The sequence below is a fragment of the Pseudomonas sp. MWU12-2029 genome (genome assembly GCF_023242425.1).
Taxonomy (GTDB): Bacteria; Pseudomonadota; Gammaproteobacteria; order Pseudomonadales; family Pseudomonadaceae; genus Aquipseudomonas; species Aquipseudomonas kribbensis.
This window is the reverse complement of sequence record NZ_JALJDY010000001.1, coordinates 778,272-791,677: the sequence shown is the minus strand read 5'-3', so window position 1 is coordinate 791,677 and position 13,406 is coordinate 778,272. Positions and strand designations below refer to the sequence as shown.

The 13,406-nt window shown below is 61.2% G+C and carries 12 protein-coding genes; 7 read left to right on the top strand and 5 right to left on the bottom strand.

What is annotated here, in order from left to right:
- Positions 1-112: 112 nt before the first annotated feature.
- Together M5B44_RS03790 and M5B44_RS03785 are read left to right on the top strand one after the other, a co-directional pair.
- Complete coding sequence (locus tag M5B44_RS03790) at positions 113-1,060, top strand: LysR substrate-binding domain-containing protein (RefSeq protein ID WP_085711731.1); 948 nt, start codon at positions 113-115, stop codon at positions 1,058-1,060.
- Positions 1,061-1,260: 200 nt separating this feature from the next.
- A complete protein-coding gene (locus M5B44_RS03785) occupies positions 1,261-1,668 on the top strand; it encodes an HPF/RaiA family ribosome-associated protein (RefSeq protein WP_085711730.1) in 408 nt (135 codons plus the stop codon).
- Between the two features lie 116 nt (positions 1,669-1,784).
- On the opposite strand, the gene fecA is transcribed toward M5B44_RS03785, so the two are convergent.
- From fecA to M5B44_RS03770, 3 genes are all read right to left on the bottom strand, one after another.
- A complete protein-coding gene (gene fecA, locus M5B44_RS03780) occupies positions 1,785-4,118 on the bottom strand; it encodes a TonB-dependent Fe(3+) dicitrate receptor FecA (RefSeq protein WP_248738269.1) in 2,334 nt (777 codons plus the stop codon).
- 92 nt (positions 4,119-4,210) lie between these two features.
- Positions 4,211-5,140, bottom strand: a complete 930-nt coding sequence (locus M5B44_RS03775; RefSeq protein ID WP_248738268.1) for a DUF4880 domain-containing protein — start codon at positions 5,138-5,140, stop codon at positions 4,211-4,213.
- Positions 5,137-5,625 (bottom strand): sigma-70 family RNA polymerase sigma factor, encoded by a 489-nt coding sequence (locus M5B44_RS03770; RefSeq protein ID WP_248738411.1) that lies wholly within the window; start codon positions 5,623-5,625, stop codon positions 5,137-5,139. Before M5B44_RS03770 ends, M5B44_RS03775 begins: the two co-directional genes overlap by 4 nt.
- 175 nt (positions 5,626-5,800) lie before the next feature.
- On the opposite strand from M5B44_RS03770, the gene M5B44_RS03765 reads away from it, so the two are divergent.
- The 4 genes from M5B44_RS03765 to M5B44_RS03750 all read left to right on the top strand — a co-directional run bounded on the left by M5B44_RS03765 (position 5,801) and on the right by M5B44_RS03750 (position 10,259).
- Complete coding sequence (locus tag M5B44_RS03765) at positions 5,801-6,106, top strand: DUF3649 domain-containing protein (protein WP_085711727.1); 306 nt, start codon at positions 5,801-5,803, stop codon at positions 6,104-6,106.
- A 66-nt stretch (positions 6,107-6,172) separates the two neighbouring features.
- Entirely contained in the window at positions 6,173-6,739 is a 567-nt protein-coding gene (locus M5B44_RS03760; protein WP_119426751.1) for an RNA polymerase sigma factor, read from the top strand.
- On the top strand, positions 6,736-7,725 hold the full coding sequence (locus M5B44_RS03755; RefSeq protein WP_248738267.1) for a FecR family protein: 990 nt from the start codon (positions 6,736-6,738) through the stop codon (positions 7,723-7,725). Before M5B44_RS03760 ends, M5B44_RS03755 begins: the two co-directional genes overlap by 4 nt.
- Before the next feature lie 104 nt (positions 7,726-7,829).
- On the top strand, positions 7,830-10,259 hold the full coding sequence (locus M5B44_RS03750; RefSeq protein ID WP_248738266.1) for a TonB-dependent siderophore receptor: 2,430 nt from the start codon (positions 7,830-7,832) through the stop codon (positions 10,257-10,259).
- Here the strand turns inward: M5B44_RS03750 and M5B44_RS03745 are convergent, their stop codons facing one another.
- A complete protein-coding gene (locus M5B44_RS03745; protein ID WP_248738410.1) occupies positions 10,260-11,135 on the bottom strand; it encodes an AraC family transcriptional regulator in 876 nt (291 codons plus the stop codon). It abuts the gene before it with no gap.
- Positions 11,136-11,278: 143 nt separating this feature from the next.
- Here M5B44_RS03745 and M5B44_RS03740 point away from each other — a divergent pair, with 143 nt between their 5' ends.
- Positions 11,279-12,181, top strand: coding sequence for a DMT family transporter (locus M5B44_RS03740; protein WP_248738265.1), 903 nt, complete (start codon positions 11,279-11,281; stop codon positions 12,179-12,181).
- Between the two features lie 51 nt (positions 12,182-12,232).
- On the opposite strand, the gene M5B44_RS03735 is transcribed toward M5B44_RS03740, so the two are convergent.
- The gene (locus M5B44_RS03735) at positions 12,233-13,207 is read right to left on the bottom strand and encodes a 2-hydroxyacid dehydrogenase (protein ID WP_248738264.1); all 975 of its coding nucleotides are present in this window, start codon (positions 13,205-13,207) and stop codon (positions 12,233-12,235) included.
- Positions 13,208-13,406 lie beyond the last annotated feature (199 nt).

The window sequence follows — 13,406 nt, the reverse complement described above, 5'->3', positions numbered from 1 at the left end:
GTAGGAATCGCCGCCATTTTTTGTAGGACAAGCGCAATGTCGGCGATACTGCCTACCTCGCTTCAGCGTGACTAACGAAACTTCCTAAGTAAGCCTTTAGCAGGACTAAACCATGAGCCGTCAATTGCATGCCCAGACTTACGTCTGGCTGCAGGTGTTTTCCTGTGCCGCGCGGCACCTGTCGTTCACCCGTTGTGCCGAAGAACTGCACATCACGCCGGGGGCGGTCAGCCAACAAATCCGACAACTGGAAGAGCGCCTGGGCTTTCGCCTGTTTCACCGTCGCGCACGGGGTGTGGAACTGAGTGCGGAAGGGCAGCGACTGGCGATTACGGTCAACGAGGCTTACGGCAGCATCGATGCGGAGTTGCGTCGTCTCGATGCGGGGATGATCAGCGGAATTCTGCGAGTCCGTTCGATTCCATCGTTTCTCAGCAAATGGCTGACCCCGCGTCTGCCGCGCCTGCAACAGCGTTACCCGGACATCCAGCTGCGGCTGGTGGCCGAGGACAGCAGCGTTCCGTTGCATGAAGGTGATTTCGACCTGGCCATCGACTTGAACGACGGCAGTTATCCGGGCCTGTTATCCACAGCCTTGCTCGACGAGCAGATTTTCCCGGTGTGCGCGCCGGGCCTGCTGCGGGGGCGCCCGCCGCTGCACGGGCCGGCGGATCTGGTGCATTTCCCGCTGTTGCACGACATCACGGCCTGGCGCGGCAGTTATGAGTACGCGGAGTGGGAGTTCTATCTCAACGCTGTCGGTTTTGAGGGCGCCGATGTGCGGCGCGGGCACACGTTCAACCGCAATCACCTGACCATTGAAGCGGCGATTGCCGGCATGGGCGTGGCGATTGCCCGGCGCACGCTGCTCAACGATGAGCTGGAGCGGGGGACATTGATCGTGCCGTTCGGGATTTCGGTGCCCAATCACAAGCGCTATGTATTGCTCTATGCGCCGGGAGCCTTGAGCCATCCGGGCGTGCGCGCGGTGCATGACTGGCTGGTGGAAGAGGCGGAGATTTTTCGTGGCCTGCACCCGTTGGGTGATGGCCAATTGTGAGCAGATTTTTCAGGGTGGCGGGGCGACCCAACTCCCGACCTTACCAGCGCTTCACTCGGTTGTCCGGCTTTTTTTGCGTATGAATATTTATCTTTTTTCAGGGGTTGAAATGTTCGTCAAGCGGGCCGATTGTTGTAATCAAGAGGTCACGAAATCCTGTTCAAGGCCTCTTGCGAGCTAGCTGAAATAAGGGATGAACTATGCAAATCCAAGTCAACAGCGACAACCATATTCAAAGCAGCAAACGACTGGAGGAGTGGGTACGAACCACAATTGAGAGCACGCTCGACCGTTATGAGGAAGACCTGACCCGTGTCGAAGTCCACCTGAGCGACGAGAACGGTGACAAACCGGGTCCCCATGATTTGCGCTGCCAACTGGAGGCGCGGCCAAAAGGCCATCAACCGATTTCCGTCACCCACAAAGCCGATTCGCTGGAACAGGCGATCGATGGTGCAGCCGAAAAACTGGAGCACGCGCTGGAGCACCTGTTTGGCAAACTGCGGGGCAAACCGCGAGCCGCTGTGGTGCCGTTCGAAAGAAAGGCGAATGACCGGTTGCTGGAGGAAGAATTTCTGGAAAACGAACAGGCAGCGATCAACAGTTGATGCGCTGATTTTATAAGTCACCCAATGAGAACGGGCCTGCGATTGCAGGCCCGTTTTTGTTTGTGGCGGGTTTGAACCCCCTCTCCCTTGGGGAGAGGGCAAGGTGCATGTTGTTATCAGAAGGCAACGGATGTCTGCACATACACCGTGCGCGGCTCACCGACATACTTGCCCTTGTTGTTATCATCGAACGAGCGGGTGAAATACTGGGTGTTGAAGATGTTCTTCACCCCCACTGCCACGTTCAGGTCCGACAGCTGCGGGCCGAAGTCATACCCGGCACGGCTGCTGAACAGCATGTAGCCCGGAATCTTGCCGGTGCTGCCGTCGGCACTTTCTTTCGAGGTGTTGGCATTGTCGGCGAACTGGTCGCTCTGGAAGCTGCTGTCCAGGTTCAGTTTCCACGGCCCTTCGGTGTAACCGACGCCGATCGTGCCTTTGTGTTTCGACGAGAACGGCACACGATTGCCCTTGTTCGGCCCGTCTTCGCGGATGGTCGCGTCGACATAGGCGTATGTGGCGTAGACATCGAAGCCGGCCAGTGCCGGGCTCAAGCCATCCAGCGCGTAATTGACGCTGGTCTCGATGCCTTGATGGCGGGTCTCGCCACGGGCAATCACCGAATCGTTGGTCTGGTTGCTTTCGTACTGGTTGTCGAAGTTGATCAGGAACGCGCCGATTTCCGCGCGCAACGCACCGTTGTCGTAACGGGTCCCGAGTTCCCAGGTGCGGGCCTTCTCCGGTTTCACTTCGCCGCTGCTTACGCGGTTGGGCATCTGGCTGTATTGCACGCTGCCGAAGGAGCCTTCGGTGTTGGCGTACAGGTTCCAGGTGTCGGTCAGGTGATACAGAACGTTCAACGCCGGCAGCGCGGTGTTGTAGTCGCCCTTGTATTTGACGTTGGTCAGGTTGTTGGTCTGCTGCGACTCGATCATCTCGTAGCGCACACCCGGCGTGATCGTCCACTTGCCGATATCGATGCGGTCATCGACGAAGAACGCATTGGCCTCAGTGCCGCCGCGAGTGTCGCGGTCATTGCGGCTGTTGGTGGTCGGGTATTCATTGCTGGCAATCGGCGTGCGATAGCGCAACTCGTGGCCGGCCTCATTGATGTAGCGATAGCCGACGCCGACTTCATGGCTGGTCGGGCCGAGGTCGAAACCTTGAGCGAAACGGGTTTCCAGACCGCGAACCCAGTATTCGCGCGGCGACAGCGACAGGAACGTGCCCTGATCCAGATAACCGCTGCGCAGGGTCTTGGTGAAGAAGGTGTTGGCGGTGAATTCGCGGCGATCTTCCTGATAGCGGTAACCAAAATTGAACATGGTGCGACGACCCCAGAACTGGTCTTTCGGTCGGGTCGACTGATACGGATCGGCATCGTAGTCGGCGACATTCAGACCGCCGGGCATGTCAGCCTTGCCTTCGTAATACTGGGCCATGGCGTTGAAGCTGTTGGCTTCGTCGAGCTGGTATTTGCCCTTGAGGATCAGGTCGTCGATTTCCGTGTCGCTGTGTTCGCGCCAGTCGCCACCGCGGGTGCCGGAGTACAGCAGGGCACCGCCCAGGCCATTGTCGTTGGTGCCGCCGGCCAGCAGGTTGGCGCTGGTCTTGAAGCCGTCATGGCTCGACGATGGGCTGGTTTCGGTCTGGAAACCACCCTTGACGGTCGGCTCGTCCGGAATCGCCCGGGTCACGAAGTTGACCACGCCGCCGACGTTCTGCGGGCCGTAACGTACGGCGCCGCCGCCTCGCACCACATCCACTGCGTCCATGTTGCCCATGCTGATCGGAGCGAACGACAACTGCGGCTGACCGTAAGGCGCGAACGGCACCGGAATGCCGTCCATCAACACCGTCGAGCGTGCAGCCAAGCGCGGGTTGAGGCCGCGAATGCCGAAGTTCAGCGCCATGTCGTGGCTGCCGGTGCCGTTGTTTTCCGGGGCATTGACCCCGGGAATGCGGTTGAGCACGTCACGGGCCTGAGTCGCGCCCTGGCGTTCGAACTCTTCGCGGCGGATCACGTCACGGGCGCCGGGATGTTCGAAGACGTTGACCTGTTCGGCTTCACCGAGCCAGTCACCAACCACTTTCGAGGTGTCCAGCTCCAGCGCCGTATCGCTAGACGGTTGCAGGCTGAAGGCGTTGCCACCTTCGGCGCGGGCTTGCAGGCCGGTGCCTTCGAGCAGCGCGTTCAGACCTTGTTCCGCTGTGTAATTGCCTTCCAGTCCACGGCTCTGCACGCCGCTGGTGACCTGCGAGCCAAAGGAAATCAGCACGCCGGCTTCACGGCCGAACTGGTTGAGGGCGTTTTCCAGCGACGACGGGGCGATGTGATAAGCCTTGGTCTCGGCGGCCTGCGCAAGGGGCAGGGCGCTGAAGCTCAGGCTGGCGCCGAGGACAAGATTGCGCAGGGTTCGGGCCAGTGGCGTGAGGCGGGTGGAGTGCATGGAGGACGGTCCTGAGAAGGTTGAATCAAGGGGGGCTTTCCTTCTCTGTCACGCCAGATCTGAAAAACGGCTCATTTATTTTTTGCGGCTGATCAAACCTTGGCTTCGACCGTCACCCAGTAGCGGGTAAATCGCTTCACTTTCACCGGCAGGCTGATTTCCAGCAGATCGAGAATCCGCTCGCTGTCGTCCAGTGGATACGTCCCGGAGATCAGCAAGTCTGCGACTTTTGCATCGCAATGGAGCTGCCCGTGACGATAGCGGCCGAGTTCGTCGAGGAAGTCACCCAGGCGCATGTGCGCGGCCACCAGCATGCCGTCGGCCCAGGCGCCGCTGTTGGCGTCCAGTAGTTTGGCTTCACCGATGGAGTTAGCGCTGAAACTCAATTGCCGGGCGACCGGCAGCAACATCGGTGCGCGACCTTGCGCGTTCAATTCGACCCGACCTTCAAACAGTGCGATCTGCGTACGATCGGCAAACTGCCGCACGTTGATCCGTGTGCCTTGGGTTTTCAGCACGCCCTGGGCGGTTTGCACTTCGAAGGATTGAGTGGCGGTCAGCAGCATTTCACCTTCCAGCAGGCGGATCAGGCCATCGCCACGGACATCCGCCGCACTTGCGGTGTTGAGCTGCAATTGGCCGCCGGCGCCGAGCGAAATCTTGCGTCGCTGACCGACCTGGCTGCGGTAATCGGCCAGCAGCGATGGCAACGGATTGTGCTCGCGCATCCCCCAGGTGACCGCAGAACCAGCGCCGAGAATCAGCAACAGCTTCAGCGCCTGACGCCGGCTGCCGGACTTCGGCGCATTTAGCGCGGCGTGGGCCAGTGGCGATGACAATCCGCGCAACCGCGAATTGACCCGCTGCATGTGTTCCCAGGCGCGGCGGTGTTCGCTGTGGGCGTCGATCCATTGCTGCCAGGCTTGTTGCTGGCGTGGATTCAACGGGCCCTGCTGCATTTCCAGCAGCCAGTGCACAGCCTGCTCGGCGACCTGCGCGGAAAAATCCATCGGCGGGTTCACAGGGCGAAGTAGCAGCGCATCGCTGCCCTGTTCAGATGACGTTTGACCGTGGCCACGGAGATGCCCAGTTCGGCGGCAATCTGCGGATAGGTCAGGCCATCGACCTGGGCCAGCAGAAATGCACGTTTGACCACGCGCGGCAGACCGTCGAGCAACTGATCCAGCTCCATCAGGGTTTGCAGGATGATCGCTTTCTCTTCCTCCGAAGGCGCGACCACTTCCGGCATCTGCGCGAGGGTGTCGAGGTAGGCGCGCTCCAGGTCCTGGCGACGGTAGTGGTTGAACAGCACGCGCTTGGCCAAAGTGGTGAGGAATGCGCGCGGCTCGATGATCACCGGCGGCTCGCGAGCAGTCAGCACCCGGATGAAGGTGTCCTGGGCCAGATCGGCGGCGCTGTCCGGGCAGCCGAGTTTTCTCCGCAACCAGCCGGTGAGCCAGCTGTGGTGGGCCTGATACAGCGATTCGACGGGATGGGCGGACGACAACGGCATCACTCCGGGCGCATGTGAGTGCGTTAGAGAACAAGAATAGTTCGCATTGTAGGGTTGCAAATGCATGCCGGCAATCAGACTCTTTTGCGTATGAGAATATTTATCATTAATATCGCTCATCTGTCGTCTCGGCTTGTTGGCCGGGCGTTAACCGTTTCAGGGCCGAAACATGAAAGCCAAACTCGCCGCACTCCCCATGTCCTATCGTCTGGCCGTCACTTCGCGGGTGCTCGCGGCGGTGTTTGGCGGCTATCTGGTCGCGGCGCTGGCCAGTGTCACGCTGACCCTGTGGTTGCCGTTGAACCGCGCCGAAGCCGTGGTCACCGGCATGACCGTCTCGTTCCTGGTCTATCTGGTGGCGGTGCTCTGGTGTTTCGCCTGTCGCAGCGCGTGGTCGGCGTGGGTCGGTCTGCTGGTGCCGAGTGTGATTCTGGCGACCATCTCCGGCGCTGCCCGTGGGCTGGGTTATGCATGAACGAGTGTTTAGCGCAGGCAATGACCGGCCCGCTGCCGCTCTCTGTCGCAGGGTTCTTGAACTGACATGCTGATCAGCCATCCCCCCGAGTCCCGCGACGACGAACCCCACGGCGCCCGTGCGCATTTTCTGCAGGTGTTTCTGTCCCAGCGTTCGCAAATGGAAGCCCTGGTGAACCGCCGCGTCGGCTGCCGGGCAACCGCGGCGGACCTGGTACAGGATCTGTTCTTGCGTTTCTGGCGCCGGCCGCTGGTGCAGGTCGAAGAGCTCAGCACCTACCTGTTGCGTTGCGCCGGCAACATCGCCATCGACCATCTTCGCAGTGAAGGCACGCGAGTGCGGGTCAATGAAGGCTGGCAGCCGGATGAGCCGGACAGCAGCGCCAGCGAACCGCAAGCCGCGCTCGAAGCGGGCAACGATCTGCGCCACGTCGAGGCGGCGTTGCGCGCCTTGCCCGAGCGCACGCGGCAGATCTTTTTGCTCAATCGCATCCACGGGCGCAAGTACGCCGAGATCGCCAAAGCCATGGGCTTGTCCCAAAGCGCCGTGGAAAAACATATGATGCGCGCCCTCGAGGCCTGCAAGGCCAGCCTGCGCGAACCCGCGCCACGCCTGCCAGGGAAAGCACCGTGAATCACACTGACCGCGTCACGCCGACACCTGCTCAGGAACAGGCGGCTTTTGCCTGGTTGAGCCTGTTGCACGACCGCCCGAGCACCGGCGATCAACTGACCTTCAGCCAATGGCTGCATGCCGATCCCGCCCACGCCGAGGCTTACGCTCAGGCGCAAGTCATCTGGGAACTGAGTGAAGGACCGGCCCGTACTCTGGCCGATGAAGAAGCGTTCGCCTTGCAAGGCTATTTGAATGCGATGGATCGGCCGCGCCGTCCGCAGGTCCGGCGCTGGGCCGGAGCGCTGGCGATGGCGGCCTGTCTGTTGTTGATGATCAGCCTCGGCACCGGTTGGCAGCCGCAGCGCTGGATTGAAGATCTGGGCGCTGACTATGTTTCGGCACCGGGTGAGATCCGCACGGTGACTCTCGCCGATCAATCGCAAGTGACATTGGACGCCGACAGCGCCATCGCCGTGGATTTCAGTCACGGCGAACGGCATGTTCAACTGCGTCGGGGCGCCGGATTTTTCAGCGTGACCCACACCGGTGAGCCGTTCGTGGTCGAGGCTGAAAAGGGCCAGGCGCGGGTGCTCGGCACGCAGTTCGAAGTGCGCCTGCAGCCACACGGCGCACAAGTCACTGTGCTGTCCGGGCGCGTCGGCGTGACGGCATCCCGTGATGATCAACAGCAGATTCTCAGCGCCGGTCAGCAGGTTGCGTATGGCGAAGGTTCAGCGCAAAAACTGCACGCCGTGGACAGCGAAGCGCAACTGGCCTGGCGTCAGGGCTGGCTCACGTACTACAAATCGACACTGGCCGATGTGGTGCAGGATCTGCGGCGTTATTACCCCGGGCGCATCGTGTTGCTCAATGACGAACTGGGCGCGCGCAAGGTCAGCGGGAGTTTCCCGAGCAAGGATCCGCAAGCGGTGTTGAATTCGCTGCAGGGGGTTCTGGGATTCGAGCAGCATCAGGTGTTGGGTAAGCTGATTATCCTGCGCTGAAAATATTTTCAAAATTGTGGTGAGGTAAATCCCGATGCCATCCGTGTAGTGACTGAAACTGCGAGTCATTCGCATCCGTTGCGGTTCTACACAGGTCATGAGCAATGAAGTCCAGGGCAAAATCGGGTTCGGTCAAACAGTGGTTCGGCGCCTCGGCGCTGCGTTTTGCGGCGTTGGCATTGCTGCCGATGAGCGTGGCGCAGGCCGTTGAAAGCAACAGCAGCCAGCCACAGAAACAGTTCAGTTTTTCCCTGGCTGCCAAACCGCTGCCGCAGGCCCTGAGCGATTTCAGTCGCGTGACCGGCCAGAGCGTGGTCTACACCGTCGAAGCGCCGTACGGCCTCAACGCGCCGGCGGTCAACGGGCAGATGAGCGCCGAACAGGCACTGCAACGATTGCTCACCGGTTCCGGCCTGACCTTCCGCCGCACCGACAGCCATACCCTGGCCCTCGAACCACAACCGACCGCAGGTGCGCTGAACCTCGGCGCGACGAACATCACCTCGGTCATCGACCAACCGATGAGTTACCAGCCGCCGGAAACCAGTTCGGTGATGCGCTCCTCGGCCTCACTTCAGGAAATCCCGCAGACCGTCAACGTGATCCCGGCCCAGGTCATTCGCGACCAGGCGCCGCGCAATCTTGATGATGCACTGGCCAACGTCAGCGGCATCACCCAGGGCAACACGCTGGGCAGCACCCAGGATTCGGTGATGACCCGCGGCTTCGGCGACAACCGCAACGGCTCGATCATGCGCGACGGCATGCCGGTGGTGCAGGGGCGCGGCATGAACGCCACTGTGGATCGCGTCGAAGTGCTCAAGGGCCCGGCCTCGCTGCTGTACGGGATTCAGGACCCGGGCGGCGTGGTCAACATGGTCAGCAAGAAGCCTGAACTGACCCAGTACAACGCCTTGACGCTGCGCGGCTCGACCTACGGCGATGGCAAGAACGGTAGCGGCGGCTCGTTCGACAGTACCGGTGCGCTGGGTGATTCCGGCCTGGCCTATCGCATGGTGCTGGATCACGAAGACGAAGATTACTGGCGCAACTTCGGTACCCACCGTGAAAGCCTGATCGCGCCGTCGCTGGCCTGGTACGGCGAGCGCACCAAGCTGTTGTTCGCTTACGAGCACCGCGAATTCCTGACCCCATTCGATCGTGGAACCCTGATCGATCCGCGCACCAACCATCCGCTGGACATCTCGCGCAACGAACGTCTGGACGAGAAATTCAACGACATGGAAGGGCGCTCGGATCTCTACCACTTCGAGGCCGACCACGAACTCAACGACGACTGGAAAGCCCATTTCGGCTACAGCTGGAACCGCGAAACCTACGACGCCAGCCAGGTCCGCGTGACCGCCATCGACACCAAAAAAGGCACCCTGACCCGCAGCATGGACGGCACCCAGGGCGCGATCAGTACCGACCGTTTCACCACCGCCAGCCTCGAAGGCAAGGTCAACGTGCTGGGCATGCAACATGACCTGGTGTTCGGCGTCGACGACGAATACCGCAAGATCTACCGCGCCGACCTGATCCGCCAGAAAAGCCTGAGCACCTTCAGTTACGTCAACCCGGTGTACGGTCGTGAAGTTGCCGGCTCCACCGTCAGCCCGGCAGACAGTGCGCAGACCGATCTGCTGCGCAGCGACTCGGTGTTCCTGCAGGACTCGATCCACCTCAACGACCAGTGGATTCTGGTGGCCGGCGGGCGCTTCCAGGAATACGACCAGTACGCCGGCAAAGGCGTACCGTTCAAGGCCAACACCGACAGCAACGGGCAGAAATGGGTGCCGCGCGCCGGTCTCGTGTATCGCTACACCGACGCGTTGTCGTTCTACGGCAGCTACACCGAGTCGTTCAAGCCGAACTCGACCATCGCCCCGTTGAGCGGCAGCAGTACCGTGCTCGACGGCAGCATCGCGCCGGAAGAAGCCAAGTCCTGGGAGCTGGGTGCGCGCCTCGATATTCCGGGCCGCGTTACCGGCAACATCGCTTTGTTCGACATCAAGAAACGCAACGTGCTGGTGGCCAATGCCGAAGGCCCGACCACGATTTACAGTGCCGCCGGTGAAGTGCGTTCCCGTGGTCTGGAATTGGACCTGACCGGCCAGCTCAGCGACCGCTGGAGCATGATCGGCAGCTACGCCTACACCGACGCCGAGGTCACGGAAGATCCGGATTACAAAGGCAACAAACTGCAGAATGTGGCGAAGAACACCGGCTCGCTGTCGGCGGTCTACGACTTCGGCAGCGTGATCGGCGGCGATCAACTTCGGGTTGGCGCAGGCGCGCGATATGTCGGCGAGCGAGCGGGTAACGCAGTGAATGATTTCGAACTGCCGAGCTACACCGTGGCCGATGCGTTTGCCACCTACGACACCAAAGTGGAAGGGCAGAAGGTCAAGTTCCAGCTCAACGTGAAGAATCTGTTCGACCGCACCTACTACACCTCGGCGGCGAGCCGGTTCTTCGTGTCGATGGGCGATTCGCGGCAGATTTCGTTGTCGAGCACGCTGGAGTTCTGATCAGCGCAAAAACGCCTGGCGATACTCGCCGGGCGTTCCACCCAGCACCTGGCGAAAGCGGTTGGTGAAGTGACTGGCACTGGCAAACCCGCACGCCAGGGCAATTTCCCCCAACGGCAACGCCGTCCCGCGCAACAACTCCCGCGCCCGGCTCATGCGCCGCGCCAGCACATACTGATGTGGCGGCAAGCCGAAGCTCACCCGGAACATCCGCGCAAAGTGGTATTCCGACAACGCACACAACCCCGCCAGTTGCCCGAGGCTGATCGGCTCGGCCAGTTGACTGTCGATGAACTCCACCAATTGCCGGCGCTGGTGCGGTGCCAAACCACCCTTGAGACGCAAGCCCTCACGCACGCCGACCTGGCTGAGCAAGGTATGGCTGATCAATTCGTGGGCCAGGCTGCTGGTCAGCAAGCGCTCGCCGGGTTCGTCCCAATTGAGGGTGAGCAACTGGCGAAACCGCTGGGCCTGTTGCGGATCTTCGAGAAAAGTCTGCTCGCGCAACTGCATTTCCCGGGGCTCGCGATCCAGCAGTGTGACGCACCCCAGGGCAAATTGTTCGGCGCTGAAATACAGGTGGGCCAGACGAATATCGCCGTTGATCACCCAACCCGATTCGTGATCGGCCGGCAGGATGCAGAGCTTGTCCGGCCCGCCTTTCTGCCCGGGTTGATCGCGACGGAACGTACCGGTGCCACCGGCGATGTAGCAGGACAGGGTGTGATGGCTCGGTGCTTCATAATCCTGCGCATCGTGGTGGTTGGTCCACAAAGCGGCAGACAAGCCGTCGCCCAACTCGGCGCTGTGCACAAGACGTGCGTTCGGCGAGCTGTTCAACGCTTGAAAGACTTGCAGGGTATCGATGGCGGCCATGGTCAGTCGGTTCTCTTCAACGCCTTGCATCCTACTCCGTAGATTTTCCGCTGCCAGCCTGCGGCCCGATAAAAGCGCAAGTTTATGCAAGCGCTGGAAGATGGCTGGGGCGGACACTGAAACCCAATCGAGGAGTGTCTGCCATGAACCTGTCGTTGTATTTGTTGACCGTACTGATCTGGGGCACCACCTGGATCGCCCTCAAGTGGCAACTGGGCGTGGTCGCGATTCCGGTGTCGATCGTTTATCGCTTCGGCCTTGCCGCGCTGGTGTTGTTCGCGCTGTTGCTGCTCAGCCGCCGTCTGCAACCGATGAACCGGCGCGGGCATCTGATCTGTGTGGCGCAGGGCTTGTGCCTGTTCTGCGTCAACTTCATGTGTTTCCTGACCGCCAGCCAATGGATCCCCAGCGGTCTGGTGGCGGTGGTGTTTTCCACCGCGACCTTGTGGAACGCACTGAACGCGCGGGTGTTCTTCGGCCAGCGCATCGCGCGCAATGTGTTGATGGGCGGGGCGCTGGGGCTGTTTGGCCTGGGCCTGTTGTTCTGGCCGGAATTGGCCGGGCATCACGCCAGCCCGCAAACGTTGCTCGGCCTGGGGCTGGCGCTCTGCGGCACCCTCTGTTTCTCGGCGGGCAACATGTTGTCGAGCCTGCAACAGAAGGCCGGCCTGAAGCCGCTGACCACCAATGCCTGGGGCATGGCCTACGGTGCGGCGATGCTGTCGGTGTGGTGCTTGGTCAATGGTATTCCGTTCGAGATGGAATGGACCTCGCGCTACATCGGCGCGCTGCTGTACCTGGTCATTCCCGGCTCGGTAATCGGTTTCACCGCGTACCTGACGCTGGTCGGTCGCATGGGGCCGGAGCGCGCAGCCTATTGCACGGTGCTGTTCCCGGTGGTGGCGTTGAACGTTTCGGCGTTTGCCGAAGGTTATCAATGGACGGCGCCGGCATTGGCGGGGTTGGTGCTGGTGATGCTGGGCAATGTGCTGGTGTTTCGCAAACCCAAGGCGCCGCTATTGCCGAGTCACGGCAAACTGGCCTGACTGTTCTGGCGGTAAAGGGGCAGACGTCTGGCGACGTCTGCCCCTTTTTTATCAGCCTTTCCAGACTTGCGGATTGACCAGATCCTGCGGCCGCTCGCCAAGCAGGGCGCTGCGCAGATTGGACAGCGCCCGATTGGCCATGGCCTCACGGGTTTCATTCGTGGCCGAACCAATGTGCGGCAAGGTCACAGCGTTTTTCAGCTGGAACAGCGGTGATTCGGCCAGCGGTTCTTTCTCGTAGACGTCAAGGCCGGCGCCGCGAATGCGGTTGTTTTGCAGGGCTTCGATCAGTGCTGGTTCATCGACTACCGGGCCACGAGAGATGTTCACCAGAATTGCCTCGGGCTTCATCAGTGCCAGTTCGCGATGGCTGATCAGGTGGCGGGTCTTGTCGCTGAGTGGGACCACCAGACAGACGAAATCGGCTTCGGCCAGCAGTTGGTCAAGGCTGCGAAATTGCGCGCCGAGTTCCTGTTCCAGTTCGGTCTTGCGGCTGTTGCCGCTGTAGAGGATCGGCATGTTGAAGCCGAAGCGTCCGCGACGGGCGACGGCGGCGCCGATGTTGCCCATGCCGACGATGCCCAGGGTCTTGCCGTGCACGTCGCAACCGAACAGTGGTGCGCCGACGCTGGCCTGCCACTGGCCGGCCTTGGTCCAGGCGTCCAGTTCGGCGACGCGGCGGGCGCTGCTCATGATCAGGGCGAAGGCCAGGTCGGCGGTGCTTTCGGTCAGCACGTCCGGGGTGTTGGTGAGCATGATCCCGCGTTCGTTGAAGTAGGCGAGGTCGTAGTTGTCGTAACCGACGGAGACGCTGGAGACCACTTCAAGTTTCGCGGCGTTTTCCAGTTGGGCCTTGCCGAGTTTGCGACCGACGCCGATCAGGCCGTGGGCGTGGGGCAGGGCTTCGTTGAACTGGGCGTTGATGTCGCCGTTTTTCGGGTTGGGGACGATGACGTCGAAGTCCTGTTGCAGGCGTTCGATCATGGGGGGGGTGATGCGGCTGAAGGCCAGGACTGTTTTTTTCATTGGCATTGGGCTCGGACTTGGCGGCTGGTGTGATGCCAAGCAAGCTAACATTTCTGTTTTGGGTTGTCTTGGCGGCCTCTGGGCCGACCAGGCTTTTGGGGTTTTGGGTGAATATCCGTTGCTTCGGGAGTTGCCGCTGGCGGTTTCGCCCTTACGGCGAGTCCCTTTGGCAAACGCCCCAAAGGAACCAAAGGTCTGG

Excerpts from the sequence above, each read along its gene's own strand:
- M5B44_RS03760 (WP_119426751.1), top strand. The coding sequence starts at position 6,173 with ATGCTGATCAGCCATCCCCCCGAGTCCCGCGACGACGAACCCCACGGC.
- M5B44_RS03785 (WP_085711730.1), top strand. The coding sequence starts at position 1,261 with ATGCAAATCCAAGTCAACAGCGACAACCATATTCAAAGCAGCAAACGA.
- M5B44_RS03745 (WP_248738410.1), bottom strand. The coding sequence starts at position 11,135 with ATGGCCGCCATCGATACCCTGCAAGTCTTTCAAGCGTTGAACAGCTCG.
- M5B44_RS03735 (WP_248738264.1), bottom strand. The coding sequence starts at position 13,207 with ATGAAAAAAACAGTCCTGGCCTTCAGCCGCATCACCCCCCCCATGATC.
- fecA (WP_248738269.1), bottom strand. The coding sequence starts at position 4,118 with ATGCACTCCACCCGCCTCACGCCACTGGCCCGAACCCTGCGCAATCTT.
- M5B44_RS03765 (WP_085711727.1), top strand. The coding sequence starts at position 5,801 with ATGAAAGCCAAACTCGCCGCACTCCCCATGTCCTATCGTCTGGCCGTC.
- M5B44_RS03750 (WP_248738266.1), top strand. The coding sequence starts at position 7,830 with ATGAAGTCCAGGGCAAAATCGGGTTCGGTCAAACAGTGGTTCGGCGCC.
- M5B44_RS03740 (WP_248738265.1), top strand. The coding sequence starts at position 11,279 with ATGAACCTGTCGTTGTATTTGTTGACCGTACTGATCTGGGGCACCACC.
- M5B44_RS03790 (WP_085711731.1), top strand. The coding sequence starts at position 113 with ATGAGCCGTCAATTGCATGCCCAGACTTACGTCTGGCTGCAGGTGTTT.